Origin of the sequence: Pseudomonas sp. UBA3149, assembly GCF_002364655.1 — a bacterium.
Classification (GTDB): Bacteria; Pseudomonadota; Gammaproteobacteria; order Pseudomonadales; family Pseudomonadaceae; genus Chryseomonas; species Chryseomonas luteola.
In genome coordinates this window covers 75,640-92,252 of the sequence record NZ_DEYV01000001.1, presented here as the reverse complement: position 1 = coordinate 92,252, position 16,613 = coordinate 75,640, and the positions used below count along the sequence as shown (strand labels likewise).

At 55.5% G+C, this 16,613-nt stretch carries 10 protein-coding genes; 5 read left to right on the top strand and 5 right to left on the bottom strand.

Features of this window, described 5'->3' with window-relative positions; genetic code table 11:
* Nucleotides 1–157: 157 nt before the first annotated feature.
* A complete protein-coding gene (locus tag B3729_RS00355) occupies nucleotides 158–1,072 on the bottom strand; it encodes a LysR family transcriptional regulator (RefSeq protein WP_010798379.1) in 915 nt (304 codons plus the stop codon).
* A 179-nt stretch (nucleotides 1,073–1,251) separates the two neighbouring features.
* Here B3729_RS00355 and B3729_RS00350 point away from each other — a divergent pair, with 179 nt between their 5' ends.
* The 5 genes from B3729_RS00350 to B3729_RS00330 all read left to right on the top strand — a co-directional run bounded on the left by B3729_RS00350 (nucleotide 1,252) and on the right by B3729_RS00330 (nucleotide 11,057).
* Nucleotides 1,252–2,268 carry a zinc-dependent alcohol dehydrogenase family protein gene (locus B3729_RS00350; RefSeq protein WP_219652680.1) on the top strand — a complete coding sequence of 339 codons (1,017 nt, stop codon included), beginning with the start codon at nucleotides 1,252–1,254 and terminating at the stop codon, nucleotides 2,266–2,268.
* Between the two features lie 280 nt (nucleotides 2,269–2,548).
* Nucleotides 2,549–4,552, top strand: coding sequence for an alpha-1,4-glucan--maltose-1-phosphate maltosyltransferase (locus B3729_RS00345; protein WP_286786706.1), 2,004 nt, complete (start codon nucleotides 2,549–2,551; stop codon nucleotides 4,550–4,552).
* A gap of 18 nt (nucleotides 4,553–4,570) precedes the next feature.
* Nucleotides 4,571–7,903: a maltose alpha-D-glucosyltransferase gene (treS, locus tag B3729_RS00340; protein ID WP_286786705.1), complete on the top strand. Its 3,333-nt coding sequence runs from the start codon at nucleotides 4,571–4,573 to the stop codon at nucleotides 7,901–7,903.
* Nucleotides 7,900–10,131, top strand: coding sequence for a 1,4-alpha-glucan branching protein GlgB (gene glgB / locus B3729_RS00335; protein ID WP_074826583.1), 2,232 nt, complete (start codon nucleotides 7,900–7,902; stop codon nucleotides 10,129–10,131). Before treS ends, glgB begins: the two co-directional genes overlap by 4 nt.
* A 200-nt stretch (nucleotides 10,132–10,331) precedes the next feature.
* Nucleotides 10,332–11,057, top strand: coding sequence for a polysaccharide lyase family 7 protein (locus B3729_RS00330; RefSeq protein WP_010798374.1), 726 nt, complete (start codon nucleotides 10,332–10,334; stop codon nucleotides 11,055–11,057).
* Nucleotides 11,058–11,072: 15 nt separating this feature from the next.
* Here the strand turns inward: B3729_RS00330 and B3729_RS00325 are convergent, their stop codons facing one another.
* Genes B3729_RS00325 through glgX form a run of 4 tightly spaced genes read right to left on the bottom strand, consistent with a single transcriptional unit; the run spans nucleotide 11,073 to nucleotide 16,310 of the window.
* Nucleotides 11,073–12,080 (bottom strand): lysylphosphatidylglycerol synthase transmembrane domain-containing protein, encoded by a 1,008-nt coding sequence (locus B3729_RS00325; protein WP_019365608.1) that lies wholly within the window; start codon nucleotides 12,078–12,080, stop codon nucleotides 11,073–11,075.
* Nucleotides 12,081–12,112: 32 nt separating this feature from the next.
* Entirely contained in the window at nucleotides 12,113–13,357 is a 1,245-nt protein-coding gene (clsB, locus tag B3729_RS00320) for a cardiolipin synthase ClsB (RefSeq protein ID WP_286786704.1), read from the bottom strand.
* Nucleotides 13,354–14,115 carry an endonuclease/exonuclease/phosphatase family protein gene (locus tag B3729_RS00315; RefSeq protein ID WP_019365610.1) on the bottom strand — a complete coding sequence of 254 codons (762 nt, stop codon included), beginning with the start codon at nucleotides 14,113–14,115 and terminating at the stop codon, nucleotides 13,354–13,356. The genes clsB and B3729_RS00315 overlap by 4 nt, the downstream gene beginning before the upstream one ends.
* Nucleotides 14,112–16,310: a glycogen debranching protein GlgX gene (glgX, locus tag B3729_RS00310; RefSeq protein ID WP_010798370.1), complete on the bottom strand. Its 2,199-nt coding sequence runs from the start codon at nucleotides 16,308–16,310 to the stop codon at nucleotides 14,112–14,114. The genes B3729_RS00315 and glgX overlap by 4 nt, the downstream gene beginning before the upstream one ends.
* Between the last annotated feature and the right edge of the window lie 303 nt (nucleotides 16,311–16,613).

Here is a 16,613-nt window from a genome sequence, read left to right as displayed (position 1 = left end):
CGGACAAAGTGAGGAAAATTTAAGTACGGCGGAGTCTGGCTCAAGGGTCTGGCACGATCGAATCGAACACTCTGAATTTAACTATCGATCAAAATGATAAAAGCCTTCAAATATATCGATAGCAGACTATCTTTAGCTATGTAATACCAGCCCATTATTATAAACTGTCTGGATCTCCCACAAACATTTGTATACGAGAGCGTAACCAGCGTTCGGCAGGGTCGTTATCGTGCACACCGCTCCAGGCCATGGAGAGTTCAAAGGATTGCACCTCCAGAGGTGGATCTTCGATGCGCAAGCCGCCGTTGGAAGCCAGTACCTGGGCGGTGTAGTCCGGGACGGTGGCGAGCAGATCCGTATTGGTCAGTAGTGTTCCCAGGCCGTTGAACTGGGGGACTGCCAGCACGACGCGCCTCTGCTTGCCCAGCGTCGACAGCGCATCATCGATAAACCCACTCAGGTCGCCGGCAGGCGATACCAGCGCATGAGGGCGAGCACAAAAGTCGTCCAAGGTCAGCGTGCCGGGAATGGAATCGGCCCGAAGCACTTTTGAGCGCGAGCGCCGCAAGGTCTTGCGTTTGGCATTGGCGGGCAGTTCCGAGGTGTAGGCAACGCCTACTGTGATCTCGCCGGAGGCCAGTTGGCTGGAAATGTTCAGGTAGTTGGTTCGGCGTATGACCAAGGCTACTCCGGGTGCCTCTGCGCGAAGGCGCCTGAGCAGGGGCGGCAGCAGGGCGAACTCGACGTCGTCCGACAGTCCTATTCTGAATACGCGATCGGCGCTTGCCGGTTCGAAATTCTGTGCGCGGCTCATGGCCGAGGAGATTGAGTCCAGGGCCGGTGAAAGCAGGCCGAAGATCTCCATGGCACGGGGCGTAGGTTCCATCGTGCGGCCGGTGCGGACCAGCAATGGATCGTCAAACAGGCTGCGCAGACGGGCAAGGGCGGCGCTGATGGCAGGCTGGCCCAGGAAGAGCTTTTCAGCAGCGCGGGTTACGCTCCGCTCCCGCATCAATGTCTCGAACACAATCAACAGGTTGAGGTCTACTCGGCGAAGATCGTTGCGATTCATGGTATGCCCTTAACCGTGGCCATGCATTTGTTCGAGCGCATGAGACTGTAGTGAGTCGAGGGCGGCGTCAAGCCTTGCATCACTGGCATTCATGACAACTATCGATACGGGCGGGTAGCGTTGAGGCGCCAGCTTGGATACAGTCCGTAGCCATACGGAATCCACCAAAGAGGTTTGCGATGTCCCGTGTGATTCGCTTTCACCAGTTCGGCAGTGCTGATGTCCTGTGCTGCGAAAACCAACCCACTCCTGAGCCTGGTGCAGGGGAAGTACTGGTGCGTGTACAGGCGCTGGGCGTATGTTGGGGCGACGTGCTCTGGCGGCAGAACCTAGCCGATGAGCCTGCCACATTGCCGGCTGGGTTTGGTTCTGAGCTGGCGGGTGAGGTTGTGTCCGTGGGCGAGGGCGTCCGCCATTTCCAACCAGGCATGCGAGTGGCCAGCTTTCCTGCCCACTCGATCAACCAGTATCCGGCCAGTGGTGACATGGTGCTGATGCCCCAGCAGGCATTGACCGAATACCCTGACACGCTGACGCCGGCTGAAGCGGCGGTGCATTATGCCGGTCTGCTCCTGGCCTATTTTGCTCTGGTGGATCTGGCTCAACTCAAGGCCGGACAGCAGGTGTTAGTCACCGAAGCCAGCAACTGCGTCGGCCCGGCGGTGGTTCAGCTGGCGGCCGCGTTGGGCGCCCAGGTGATCGCGGCTACCAGCGAGTCGGAAAACCGCGCAATGCTTAAAGGGTTGGGTGCTGTGAAGGTCGTATCGACCGACGAACAGGACTTGGTGCTGGAAGTAGAGCGTTTTACCGAGAGCCGTGGCGTTGAGGTTGTGCTGGATGCGCTATGTGGTCCACAGCTGTCCCGCCTGGGTGATATTGCCGCGACACGGGGCAAGCTGATCATTTACGGCATGGGTGGTGGTAACGAGGCGTCCTTTCCGGCCTGCGCTGCGTTCAAGAAACACCTGCAGATTTTTCGGCATAGCGTCCTGGATTTTACAGGCCATCCAGAGCTTGGTCTGGAGCCCCATGCCGAGGCGGTACAGCGCGCGCTGACGGTGATTAATCAAATGACCCGGGATGGTCTGCTCAAGCCCGTCGTTGCGCATACGTTGCCGTTTGACCAGTTTGTGGAAGCCCATCGGCTCGTAGAAAACGAATGCCTCAAGGGGCGGGTCGTCTTGACCGTTGAGTAAGTGACGGGCAGTGCGCCTGCAGTGCATTGCCCGACACGCCTGAATTCTTTCCCCCCCCGTCTGTGCTGCAGCCGAGTCAACCGTTCGGCTGCTTGCAACTTATCTCCATCAATAGCCTGAACTTTTCCCTTAGGCGTCGGCTCAGTATTTCATACCTATTGGGCTCAGCGCGGTAGAGGTTATGACCCTCCGCCGCACCCGCCACAAGGCATCGAAGGATGTTCCGATCGCCGGAAGCTGGGCATGAGCCAGCCAACAGCACTTTAAGGAGTCAGGCTCGATGTCGAATACCGATCTCCCCGGTTCACTCGCGTATCTACCTTATGACCCGGAAACGGCGTCGCAAACACCGAGAATTGCCATCGAGTCGGTCAGCCCGACAGTGGATAACGGACAATTCGCTGCCAAGGGCATCGCCGGCCAGCCCATTACCGTAAAGGCCACCATTTTCGCAGACGGGCACGACAAGCTGGCCGCCTGCGTACTGTGGCGCGTGGAGGGTGCTGAAGACTGGCAGCGAGTACCGCTGGAGCTTCAAACCAATGACCTCTGGCTGTGCGAGTTCACGCCGGTACAGGTGGCTCGACATGAATTTGTCGTTCAAGCGTGGTGGGATGTGTACGGCAGTTACCGCTACGAGCTTGAAAAGAAATATGGCGCTGGTGTGCCGATCGGACTTGAGTTACAGGAAGGACGCATCCATCTGGAGCAGGCCCTGACTCGTGCGGATGACGAGGTGCGGCCCGGTCTGGAATCCTTGCTGGCACGGTTTGATCAGTGCGCTACCGAAGGTGACAAGGTGGCTTTGTTGCTTAGCTCGGAAACTGAGCGCAACATGCGCGACGCCGATGCCTATCCGCATCTGACGCACAGCGTCGAGTACCCGTTGGACATTGAGCGCCTCAAGGCACAATTCGCCAGCTGGTATGAGCTTTTTCCCCGCTCGATCACTAATGACCCGCAGCGTCACGGCACCTTTCGCGATGTAATCGGTGAGCTGCCTCGTGTACGTGACATGGGCTTCGATGTCCTGTACTTCCCACCGATCCATCCGATCGGTCTCGCCCACCGCAAGGGCAAGAACAATACCCTGGGTGCGGGCCCTGATCAGCCTGGCAGCCCTTATGCCATTGGTAGTCCCGATGGTGGCCATGATGCCGTACATCCGCAACTCGGAACGCTTGAAGATTTCCGTGCGCTGGTTGCCGCAGCGGCTGACCATGGTCTTGAAATCGCACTCGACTTTGCCATCCAGTGCTCACCTGATCATCCCTGGCTCAAGGAGCATCCGGGCTGGTTCTCCTGGCGTCCTGATGGCTCCATGCGCTACGCGGAAAACCCGCCCAAAAAGTACCAGGACATCGTCAACGTCGATTTTTATGCCAAGGATTCCGTCCCGGACCTCTGGCTCGCGCTGCGTGACGTGGTCTGGCATTGGGTGGAGCAGGGCGTCAAGATTTTCCGGGTCGATAACCCCCATACCAAGCCATTGCCGTTCTGGGAATGGCTGATTGCGGATATCCGTGGCCGTGACCCAGAAGTCATGTTCCTGGCCGAGGCCTTTACCAAGCCAGCGATGATGGCGCGTTTGGGCAAAGTCGGATATTCGCAGAGCTATACCTATTTTACCTGGCGCAATACAAAGTCTGAGCTGACGGAATATTTCACACAGCTCAATAGTTCGCCCTGGCGCGAATGCTATCGGCCCAACTTCTTCGTCAACACGCCGGACATCAATCCGGTTTTCCTACAGACCAGTGGGCGTCCAGGGTTTTTGATTCGCGCAGCGCTGGCCACCATGGGGTCGGGCCTGTGGGGCATGTATTCAGGTTTTGAGTTGTGTGAAGGCACGCCGCTAACGCCCGGCAAGGAAGAATATCTGGATTCCGAGAAGTACGAGTTGCGCCCCCGCAACTGGTATGCGCCGGGCAACATCATGGCGGAAGTTGCACAGCTCAACCGGATCCGCAAGCAGAACCCTGCTCTCCAGACACATCTGGGGATCAAGTTCTACAACGTGTTCAATGACAACATCATCCTGTTCGGCAAGTACACGCCCGATCTCAGCAATTTCGTACTCGTGGCAATCAATCTTGATCCCCATAACGCCCAGGAAGGCCACTTTGAACTCCCCTTGTGGGAATTCGGACTCGACGACAATGCATCCATGCATGGCGAAGACCTCATGACCGGCCACCGCTGGACATGGCACGGGAAAACACAATGGACGCGTCTCGATCCTTCCATGCCATTTGGCATATGGCGTATCCGCCCGGCCATCTAGGCCAAAGGAAGACTATAAATGGCGAAACCAAAAAAAACGCGCTCACGCAAACCGGCGGCCTTTATCAATGACCCGTTGTGGTACAAGGATGCGGTCATCTATCAGGTTCACGTGAAGTCGTTTTACGATTCCAACAACGACGGAATCGGTGACTTCCCTGGCCTGATCGATAAGCTCGACTACATTGCTGGCCTGGGCGTCAACACCATTTGGATACTGCCGTTCTACCCGTCGCCGCGCCGCGATGACGGGTACGATATTTCCGAATACCGTGGAGTGCATCCGGATTACGGCACCATGGCGGATGCCAGGCGCTTTATTGCCGAGGCGCACAAAAGGGGATTGCGGGTCATCACTGAGCTGGTAATCAACCATACCTCTAGCGATCACCCCTGGTTTCAGCGCGCACGCAAGGCGAAGAAAGGGTCTTCGGCGCGCAACTTCTATGTCTGGTCAGATGATGACAAGAAGTACGACGGTACGCGGATCATCTTTTTGGATACCGAAAAGTCCAATTGGACGTGGGATCCCGTCGCTGAGCAGTATTACTGGCACCGATTCTACTCGCACCAGCCTGACTTGAACTTTGATAACCCTCAGGTCATGAAAGCGGTGATCTCGATCATGCGCTACTGGCTGGACATGGGCGTCGATGGCTTGCGTCTGGATGCCATTCCCTATCTGGTGGAGCGTGACGGCACCAATAACGAAAACCTGCCCGAAACCCATGCGGTACTCAAACAGATTCGTGCCGAGATCGATGCGAATTACCCGGACCGGATGTTGCTGGCGGAAGCCAATCAGTGGCCGGAAGATACGCAGCAGTACTTTGGCGAAGGTGACGAGTGCCACATGGCGTTCCACTTTCCGCTGATGCCTCGCATGTATATGGCTATTGCCCAGGAAGACCGCTTTCCTATCAGCGATATCCTGCGTCAGACCCCTGAAATTCCAGCGAACTGTCAATGGTCGATCTTTTTGCGCAACCATGACGAACTGACGCTTGAAATGGTGACTGACCGGGAACGGGATTATCTGTGGAATTTTTACGCCTCGGACCGGCGCGCGCGCATCAATCTGGGGATTCGCCGTCGCCTGGCACCGCTGCTCGAGCGGGATCGCCGGCGGATCGAACTGCTCAATAGCCTGCTTCTCTCCATGCCAGGTACGCCTACGATGTACTACGGCGATGAAATCGGCATGGGCGACAATATTCACTTGGGCGACCGAGACGGCGTACGTACGCCGATGCAATGGTCGGTCGACCGCAATGGTGGCTTCTCCCGTGCCGATCCGGCCAGCCTCGTGCTACCGGTGGTAATGGACCCGCTATATGGCTATCAGTCGATCAACGTAGAGTCACAGGCGCGCGATCCTCATTCGCTCCTGAACTGGACGCGCCGCATGCTGGCCGTGCGCAAGCAACAGAAAGCCTTTGGTCGCGGCACCATGAAGATGCTCCGGCCAACCAACCGCCGTATTCTGGCGTATTTGCGTGACTACACTACGCCCGAAGGCGAGCACGAGACCATTCTCTGTGTTGCCAACGTGTCGCGTGCTGCCCAGGCCGTCGAACTGGATCTGTCATCCATGGCAGGCAAGGTGCCCGTGGAAATGCTGGGAGGCAGTGCCTTTCCGCCCATTGGCCAATTGCCTTACATGCTGACACTTCAGCCGTACGGATTTTATTGGTTCTACCTCGCAGGCAATGAACAGATGCCTGCGTGGCACTCCGAGCCTCCAGAAACCATGCCTGACTTCCAAACGCTCGTCATTAAAAAGAATCTGCAAGAGTTGCTCAGCGGTACGCCGCGCAAGGCTCTTGAGCAGGAAATCCTGCCGCTGTATCTGCCCAAGCGCCGCTGGTTCGGCAGCAAGGACGAGGCGATCCAGCAGGTCACCCTCATGTACGCTGTGGAAATTCCAACGCCGAAATTCCCCGTGCTGTTCATGGAAGTCTGCGTGAAAAATGCCAAGGGGCAGGAGCACTATGCCTTGCCGTTGGGCTTCCTGGCCGAGAGTGACCAGCATTGCAGTCCGTTGGCTACCCAGTTGGCGATGTCCCGCATTCGCCATGTTCGCAACGTAGGTCTGGTTACCGATGCCTTTACGCTGACCAGCTTTGTGCATGGGGTGTTCAAGGCCTTCAAGGATCAGGCCGTACTGAAATCGCCTGCAGGTGAAATCCGCTTTCAGCCGTACATGGATGTCGAGAACTTCACTACAACCGATGAAACTGAAATTCGGCACATGGGTGTAGAGCAGTCCAACAGTTCGCTCATTGTAGGCGACAAGTACATGCTCAAGCTGATCCGGAAGGTAGCTACAGGTATTCACCCTGAAGTCGAAATGGGGCGGTTCCTGACGGACAAAGGCTTTGCCAACATGGCGCCCTTGCTGGGTGAGGTGACACGCTACAACGAAGAGGGCACACCCAATGTGCTCATGCTGGTGCAGCCTCAGATCCATAACCAGGGGGATGCCTGGAAGTGGACGCTGGACAAGCTGGACCAGGTAACCCGTGACATGTTGGAGGCAGGTCTGTCAGAGGTGGAGAATGAGTTCACTGCCATGTCCGATCTGGAAAACTTTGCCGCCATTCTGGGGCAGCGCCTGGGTGAAATGCACACCTTGCTTGCTCAGGACACCGATGACGCTGCGTTTGCACCCGAGAAGATCGATGCAAACTCCGCGCGTACGTTTGCTCACCGTGTACGAGAGCAGGTTGACGCTGCGCTAGATACGCTTGAGAACAAACGCGCCTCCCTGGATAGCGCCAGCACCCAGCACCTCGACAAGTTAGTGTCTCAGCGCAAGGAGCTTGGCGAGCGTATCGAAGCCCTTGCCGAAGACGTAGCCGGTGGCTTGCGCATCCGTGTTCACGGAGATTTGCACCTTGGGCAAGTCCTGGTGTCTCAGGACGATGCCTACCTGATCGACTTTGAAGGTGAGCCTGCCCGTTCGCTGGACGAGCGTCGTGCCAAGTATGGTCCGCACAAGGACGTGGCAGGTCTGCTGCGATCCTTTGACTATGCGGCGGCCATGATCACCATGAGCAGTAACAGTGGTGCCGATACGTCGGAAGAGGCAATGCGTCAACGGCGACAGGCAGCAGAGACCTATCGCACAACGGCTTACGCGGCCTTCCTCAAGGCTTATCGTGAGGCTGCTGCCGGTATCGCCCATGAATGGAGCGAGCGTGGTGAGCAGGCAGCGCTGGATCTCTATACGCTAGAGAAAGCCGTTTATGAAATTGGTTATGAAGCGGCCAATCGGCCTAACTGGATCAACATACCGCTGCGCGGCGTAGCCGCCATTGTGGATTCGCTCATTTCGGGAGCAAAAGGATGACTCAAGCCGTAGCACCCCAGAACCACCAACCAGACTACGCCCAGCTATCTGCTCCAGAGGCGGACGCGCTGGCTCGCGGAGAGCATGGCAACCCGTTTGCCATCTTGGGGCCTCACCCGGATGGTACCGGGTTTCTGGTTCGTGCCTTTTTACCCAATGCGCTGGGTGTCGAGCTGGTCGAGCGTGAGAGCGGTCGCCACTTGGCCCATATGGAAGCCGGGCAGATTCCCGGGCTGTTTTATGCCCGCCTGGACTATCAGGCAACGTATTTCTTCAGGATCCGCTGGCCCAGTGGCGTACAGGAGACAGAAGACCCTTACAGCTTTGGTACGCTGTTGGGCGATGTCGATATCTACCTGATCAATGAGGGTAAGCATCGTCAGCTGGGCCAATGCCTGGGTGCTCAAGCGATGACGATCGATGGTGTTCAGGGTGTACGCTTTGCTGTGTGGGCACCCAATGCACGTCGGGTTTCCGTAGTGGGTAACTTCAACACCTGGGACGGTCGCCGTCACCCAATGCGCCTACGGCACGGGGCAGGGGTATGGGAATTGTTTATCCCCCGTATCAAGCCGGGTGACTCATACAAGTACGAAATCCTTGGCCAGCATGGGTTATTGCCCCTAAAAGCTGACCCAGTCGCCTTGGCAACGGAGCTACCCCCGTGCACCGCCTCGGTAGTGGCTGATCCGGCTCCGTTCGAATGGCATGATGATGATTGGATGGCGCAGCGCAAGGAGCGCCAGTCTGTTCATGCGCCGTTCTCGGTATATGAGCTGCACTCTACCTCGTGGCGTCGTGACGGTGGCGACGATGGTCGTATCTTGAATTGGCGGGAGCTAGCTGAACAGCTGATTCCTTATATTCAGGAGATGGGCTTTACCCATATCGAGCTGTTGCCTGTGATGGAGCACCCGTTCAGCGGGTCATGGGGCTATCAGCCACTGTCGCAGTTCGCTCCAACCTCTCGTCATGGCACGCCAGCTGACTTTGCAGCCTTCGTAGATGCCTGCCATCAGGCGCACATCGGTGTAATTCTCGACTGGGTACCCGCGCATTTCCCGACGGATCCCCATGGACTGGCGCGTTTCGACGGTACAGCACTCTATGAGTACGAGCATCCTTTCGAAGGTTTCCATCAGGATTGGAACACTTACATCTATAACCTTGGGCGCAATGAAGTACACGGATTCATGCTGTCCTCTGCGCTGCATTGGCTCAAGCATTTCCATATAGACGGCCTGCGTGTGGATGCGGTCGCATCCATGCTGTACCGCGATTATTCCCGCAAGCAGGGCGAGTGGATTCCCAATAAATATGGCGGCCGCGAGAACCTCGAGACAATCGATTTTCTCCGACATTTGAACGATGTGGTGCATGAAGAAGCGCCCGGTGCGTTGATGATTGCAGAGGAGTCCACCGCATGGCCTGGTGTCAGCAAGCCTACCTCCGAGGGCGGTCTTGGGTTCTCCTACAAGTGGAACATGGGCTGGATGCATGACACGCTTCATTACATCGAGCGTGATCCGATCTACCGCCGTTACGACCATCACAACATGACCTTCGGTATGGTATACGCCTATTCCGAGCGTTTTGTTCTTCCCATTTCCCATGATGAAGTCGTGCATGGCAAAGGGTCTTTGCTGAACAAGATGCCCGGTGACAATTGGCAGAAGTTTGCCAACCTGCGTGCGTACCTGTCCTTCATGTGGACGCATCCGGGCAAGAAGCTCCTGTTCATGGGGTCCGAGATCGGTCAATGGCGTGAATGGAGCCACGACCGCGAACTGGACTGGTTCCTGCTGCAGCATCAGAACCATCAGGGTGTACAAAAGCTGGTAGCGGATCTGAACCGGTTATACCGGGCAGAGCCCATGCTGCACGAGCATGACTGCGAACCGGAAGGCTTCCAGTGGCTGGTAGGTGATGATTCTGCCAACAGTGTATTTGCCTGGCTGCGTTTCGACTCACAGAAGCGGCCCCTGCTGGTTGTTGGAAACTTCACGCCCGTTCCCCGTAGCGACTATCGGATAGGCGTTCCCGAAGGGGGGCAGTGGCTGGAGCTCTTCAATAGCGACAGCGATATCTATGGTGGGAGTGGGTTCGGCAATAGCGGTGCCGTCATGGCCGACGAAACCTCCAGCCATGGCCAGCCAGCCTCTTTGAATCTGAAGTTGCCGCCATTGGGTGTTGTTATCCTGAGACCTGGCACCCGGCCCGAGCATTGATCGGAAGACAGCAAAAGAAAACGGCGCTTAATGCGCCGTTTTTCTTGCGTTTTTTGACTGGTGAAAGAGGCTGATATTTTACTGCTGTCGAGGTTGTTAAGCGGCTGTTTGCATCATTCACGTTTTATTGACACGCTATGGGTTCTACTAATGCAGTAGTACCGGATCAGGGTCTTTATAGGTAATCAGGGAGGACTCACATGGTAGATCTGGCAGAGTGGAATCTGACAATTCCCGAGCCATCCAGTCCTGTCGTTATTGAGACCAACGTACTCAATCGCAACTACCGCAGTGATTACTTTTATCGTACTCCCGATGGTAGCGTGACCCTCTGGGCTCCCGTAACAGGACGTTATACGCCGGAACTCAACTATCCCAGTACTGAGCTTCGGGAAACGCGCCCGGATGGCAGTGAATACAATTGGAAATACGAAGACTCCGTCAGCCTGATGCAGGCTGACCTGCGCGTTAATCAAGTGCCTTCCAGTGGCAAGATGATTATCGGACAGATCCGTACGGTGGGAGATAGTCAGGGTACACCAGACTCAGCATTGATCAGCCTGCGTTATCGTCTGGACCCTACCATGGAGGGGAAAACGCCTGTCACTGGACAGGTTGAGGCCTTGATTCGTACCAAGCCGGACACCCTCAAGATTCCGCCACAAATTCTGCTACGCAATATTCCATTGGACGGTCCGTTCAGTTATGAATTGCGCTTGAGTCGGACCGGCGTGCTGAGCGTAAGGCTTTTTACACATGGGCGCGGAAACGGGGAGCTGTCTGTACAGTTGGATCAGCGCTGGGCAAGTTACCACCTTTACTTTAAGGCGGGCGCTTATGTGGAGGACAAGGAGGGACCTTCTACCGAAGGGGGTAAGGTGACCTTCAACCGATTGGTCACCATGCATCAACCCAACAACCGATAAGGATTCGGCAGCCGGTCAGGCTGCCGGACCTTTGGCCTGCGCCTGTTCGTCCTGTTTTTCCATCTTGGCCTCATTTCGTGCTCGGATTTTCTTAGCGCGACTTTCCATGAAGAAATACACAACAATGGCAATCAGCAGCGGAGCGATGAAATAAATGGCTCGGTAGGCAAGTAACGCCGCAATAATGTAGGAATGATCCAGTTCATGCCCCATGAAGGCCACGAAAACTGCTTCCAGCACTCCGATCCCGGCTGGAATATGCGTGATGACACCAGCAAAACTACTGATGAGCAGGACGCCCAGCACAAACACATAATCCATCTTCTGTCCGAGCAGCACATAGATAATGGCACCCATTGCCATCCAGTTGATGGAGGAGACGACCAGTTGAATACAGGCCATGCGCAGGGAAGGCAGATTAAGGTCCTGCCCTTTAATGGTCCATGAGCGACGTTTGGAAAACTGGCAGAACAGCAGATAGACAGCAATAAAGGTGACGAGGCCAATGCCTATCATCCGTAGCGTCATATTGCCGATGTACCAGTGCGGCGGAATCTTCACCAGCCCTGCTGTAAAGATAATCCCTGCCAGCAGGATGTAGCCCAGCCAGTTAGTCGCCAGGCTTAGGCTGAAGATACGGGTAATGGTGCCGCTTTCCAGACCCAGGCGAGAATAAAGTCTGTACCGCAAGCCAATGCCGCCTACCCATGTGCTGAGCGTAAGAGTAAAGGCATAACAGATAAACGACACGATCATCACCTGCCGTTTGCCCAGCTTGTGCCTGCAGTAGGCTCGCCCGATCAGGTCATAAAAGCCATACATGATATAACTGACCACAACCAGGCCCACGGCCATGAGGATAGCGGTCCAGCCATACTGGCGAATGGAATGCCAGACCTGCACCCAGTTCACCTGCCGGGCATACATCACGAGCAGAACAGTAACGGCAATGAAAAAAGCGTAGGTCAGAAGCCTCTTGGCGATCGGCCACACTTTACCTTTGGGAGAAGGTTTCGACTTCACGGAGGCATCCTGAGAGTGCCTTAGAGTGGCGGTCATGTATGAGTCCTCGCACGTTCCGGATCTGCTATATCGGATCGTTCAAGATGCGATTGAGCGGGCGGTTCGACCAACGCTATTTTAGGGGTGTGTGCCGGTAACCAGCCTACCCAAGCAGGGAAGTGCCGAAGGAAGTGAAACACCAGCATGGTTTTGGCCAGGTGCCAGATGGTCTTGCGCGGCACCTTGGTCATGTCCACATGCTGACAATGCTGCGCCATGAGTTGTTCGAGCCGACCACGCAAGACCTGATTAAAGGCTCGGTCATGGAAGATGAGATTGGATTCGAGGTTAAGAGAAAGACTTAAAGGGTCCAGGTTGCTGGAGCCTACCGTAGCCCAGTAATCGTCCATCAGCGCCACCTTGCCATGCAGAGGGCGGCGGCAATATTCGTAGACTTCGACGCCCTCAGGTACAAGGTAGTTGTAAAGCATCCGTGCACCGACCTTCACGATCGGCATATCCGGTTCGCCCTGGACGATCAGTCTGACCTTCACGCCACGCCGAGCCGCGTCTCGCAGTTCACGCAACAGGCGGTAACCGGGAAAGAAATAGGCATTGGCAATGATGATTTCACGCTTGGCGCTTCGCATCATTTCGATATAGTGCTGCTCGATATCTGTACGATGCTCTTCGTTGTCTCGGTAGACGAACAGTGCCTGTGCATCACCGGGAAAATCGTTGCGAGCAGGTTCATTGCGCCGTCGGCCCCACCAGCGACGAGGCTCTTCGCTGTTGCCCAGCGCCTCAAGGCTAAAGCGATGAATATCGGCTACGATGGGTCCTTCAACTTCTACTGCGTAGTCCTGCTTGGCCGTAGGACCAAAGTCATCCAGATGATCAGCGGAAAAATTGATGCCTCCAACAAAAGCGATTTCAGCATCAATGACAACGATCTTGCGATGAAGACGGCGGAAGAGGTTGGTCCTACGCCCCATGAAGAGGGGGCGCGGATCGTAAAAGCGGAAGCGAACACCGGCAAGCACGAGTTTATCAAGGAAGTCCTTGGTCAATTCCGCCGAACCGTAGCCATCCACCGTGACCTCGACGCGTACGCCACGCCGGGCTGCTTCTATCAATACACGGTGTAGCTCATTGCCTACCTTGTCTTCAAACAGAATGAAGGTTTCCAGCAGGATTTCCCGCTTGGCCTGGGAGATGGCTTCAAACACCCGGGGAAAGTATTCTTCACCATTCTCCAGTAGCTGAATTCGATTACCGTCTCGCCATTGCGGGTTCATACACACAACTCCACAGCCAGCGGGGCATGGTCGGACAGGTGAGACCAAGGGCGGTTGGATAAGACTTCAGGGGTACGCACCGTGAGGTTGCGTGTGTAGATCCGATCCAAACGCAGCATGGGCATACGCGCCGGGAATGTCTTGGCGTGTTGCCCGTTGGCGTTCAGAAATGCTTCCTCAAGCCCTGCACCTGCCTTGAGCACATCACTGGCGCGTTGGCGCCAATCATTGAAGTCGCCTGCAACAACCAGCGGCGCATCTTCCGGCAGATTTTCAATCAGCTTGCACATCAGTTTCAGCTGTTGCAGACGGTGGTTTTCCCTAAGCCCCAAATGGCAACAGATCGCATGGATATCAACGTCATGATCCGGAACGCGCAGCACACAATGCAGCAAGCCGCGCTTTTCCGGGCCGGTAATGGACACGTCAAGGTTCTGGTACGTCACGATCGGAAACTTGGACAGTACGGCGTTGCCATGGTGGCCATCCGGGTAGACCGCATTTCGCCCGTAGGCGAAATCGGTCCACATGGAATCAGCCAGAAACTCATACTGCGGCGCCGCTGGCCAGTTCTCGAAGCGCAACGGGTGCTTCTCGTGCGTACCCAACACTTCTTGCAGAAACACGAGATCAGCCGATGTCGTGCGCACTGCGTCACGCAGCTCCGGCAAGATGAACTTGCGGTTGAAGGACGTAAAGCCCTTATGCGTGTTGATAGTGAGGATCTTGAACGAGAAACCCTTTGTTGCGTTCGTCATGCTTGACGCTTCCTCCGTTTGGTTTGCTTGGTCAATTCGAACAACAGAAATGACCGTCCTGTTACTTGATAGACATCGCCAAACGCAAAGGTGTCGCCGGTTTCCAACAAATCAGGTTGATTAGTATCAACCTGCAAAACCCAGTGCTCACCTTGAGGCACTTGGGGCAGTGTGAAGTCCACCATGTCGTAATGGGCATTTACGATCATCAGAAGCGACGTATCAGAGCCGGCACGGCGAATCCCCGTAGGTTGCGCACGACCGTCAAGCAGGATGCCCATGCAGCGATTGCTGCCGTCCTGCCACTGTTCCATGCCCATTTCTTCACCACTGGGCATTAACCAAGTCACGTCCTTGATATCCAGCGCTTCGTTGTATACGCCAGTAAAGAAGCGGCTACGACGTAGTAACGGATACTTCATGCGAAGCTCGATGAGTCGGCGCGTGAAGTCCTGAAGCTCAGCACTGCGCTCCTTGATGTCCCAGTTTATCCAGCCGATTTCGCTGTCCTGACAATAGGCGTTGTTATTGCCGCCTTGCGTCCGCGCGAACTCATCACCCGCCAACAGCATCGGTGTGCCTTGGGAGAAGAACAGGGTTGCCAGGAAGTTACGCATCTGGCGGTAGCGCAGGTCGATGATTTCCGGATCGTCCGTTTCACCTTCTACGCCACAATTCCAGGACAGGTTATTTGAATGGCCGTCGTTATTGCCCTCGCCATTGGCTTCGTTGTGCTTGTCGTTGTAGGACACTACATCGTTGAGGGTAAAGCCGTCGTGAGCAGTGACAAAGTTGACTGACGACGCCGGCTTGCGGCCACGCTGGTTGAATTGATCACCCGAGCCGAGAACAATCTTGGCAAAGTCGCCAAGTTTGTCGTCATCGCCTTTCCAGAAGGACCGTGCCGTATCGCGGAATTTATCGTTCCACTCCATCCAGCCGGGTGGGAAATTACCCACCTGATAGCCGCCTGGACCGCAGTCCCAAGGTTCGGCAACAAGCTTGAGCTGATTCAAGACTGGGTCTTGGCGGCAGGCATCGAGGAAACCGCCGCCTTCGTCGAAACCATGGGGTTCACGGCCCAGGATGGTAGCAAGGTCAAAGCGGAAACCATCCACACGCATCTCGGTTGCCCAATAGCGCAAGGAGTCAGTCACCATCTGCAATACGCAAGGGTGACTCATGTTGAGTGTATTACCCGTACCGGTATCGTTGATGTAATACCGGGGGTTATCCGGCATCAGACGATAGTAACTGGCGTTATCGATCCCCTTGAGCGAGAGGGTCGGGCCCATCTCATTGCCTTCGGCTGTATGGTTGTAGACCACGTCGAGAATGACTTCAAGGCCGGCCTTGTGCATCCGCGCAACCATGATCTTGAACTCGCCGATGGATTGGCTGGCCATGTAGCGGGCATGAGGGGCAAAAAAGGCCAGGGTGTTATAGCCCCAGAAATTACGCAGCCCTTTCTCAAGCAGGTGGTTGTCATCCAGGAAGTAGTGGATGGGCATCAGCTCGACGGACGTCACACCCAGCGAACGGATGTAATCTACAACATCGCTTTCGTGGAACGCGGAGAATGTGCCGCGGGTGTTTTCCGGCACTGAAGGATGCTGCATGGTGAAACCACGGACATGGGTCTCGTAAAAGACAGTACGGTCCCACGGTACCTTGGGCTTCTCTGTAGTACCCCAGGTAAAGGCCGGATCGATCACGCGGCAGCGAGGCATATAAGGTGCACTGTCGCGTTCATCGAACGAAAGATCACCGTCAGGATGGCCAATGGTGTAACCAAACAACGCATCGTTCCACTCAAGCTCGCCTACGATCTGCTTGGCATAGGGATCGATCAGTAGCTTGTTGTGGTTGAAGCGATGGCCTGCCTCTGGTTCATAGGGGCCGTGTACACGATAACCGTACAACGTCCCCGGACGTGCGTCAGGCAAGTAGCCGTGCCAGATCTCATTGGTGTACTCGGGCAGCTCGATGCGCTCGATCTCTTCAAGGGTATCCTGGTCAAACAGGCAAAGCTCAACCTTGGTAGCATGAGCCGAAAACAGGGCAAAGTTGACGCCGGAGCCGTCCCAGGTGGCTCCCAGGGGATAGGGCAGTCCTTCGCGAATGCGGGATGTCGTGCGGTTGACGAAAGCGTTTTGGGTCTTCTCAGAACTATCGCTAGGCTTGTTAGCGCTCATAGTAATCGACTCAGGTCTATGTCTTAGAGCTCAACCAGGTGCTGCCTGTATTGAGGTAACGGTACCGGCTCTGTCTGGAGCGAGGTACTTTCAACCATCCGGTAACGTGATGTTTCCGGACCTTCTTGTACGTCATAGGTATAGAGGCTTCCGGATGCTGGCAGTTCCGAAAGGACGTGTGTCATGCCGGTTAGAGCGAAGCAGCGCAAGTTTCAATAAATAAATAGTTATTTTTATAAGGTTTCGTGTATAAGATTTGTCGAGTTATAAATTTCAGATTGAATTAAAAAGGCGGAAAAGAAT

Excerpts from the sequence above, each read along its gene's own strand:
- B3729_RS00350 (WP_219652680.1), top strand. The coding sequence starts at position 1,252 with ATGTCCCGTGTGATTCGCTTTCACCAGTTCGGCAGTGCTGATGTCCTG.
- clsB (WP_286786704.1), bottom strand. The coding sequence starts at position 13,357 with ATGAACCCGCAATGGCGAGACGGTAATCGAATTCAGCTACTGGAGAAT.
- B3729_RS00355 (WP_010798379.1), bottom strand. The coding sequence starts at position 1,072 with ATGAATCGCAACGATCTTCGCCGAGTAGACCTCAACCTGTTGATTGTG.
- B3729_RS00315 (WP_019365610.1), bottom strand. The coding sequence starts at position 14,115 with ATGACGAACGCAACAAAGGGTTTCTCGTTCAAGATCCTCACTATCAAC.
- glgX (WP_010798370.1), bottom strand. The coding sequence starts at position 16,310 with ATGAGCGCTAACAAGCCTAGCGATAGTTCTGAGAAGACCCAAAACGCT.
- B3729_RS00345 (WP_286786706.1), top strand. The coding sequence starts at position 2,549 with ATGTCGAATACCGATCTCCCCGGTTCACTCGCGTATCTACCTTATGAC.
- treS (WP_286786705.1), top strand. The coding sequence starts at position 4,571 with ATGGCGAAACCAAAAAAAACGCGCTCACGCAAACCGGCGGCCTTTATC.
- B3729_RS00330 (WP_010798374.1), top strand. The coding sequence starts at position 10,332 with ATGGTAGATCTGGCAGAGTGGAATCTGACAATTCCCGAGCCATCCAGT.
- glgB (WP_074826583.1), top strand. The coding sequence starts at position 7,900 with ATGACTCAAGCCGTAGCACCCCAGAACCACCAACCAGACTACGCCCAG.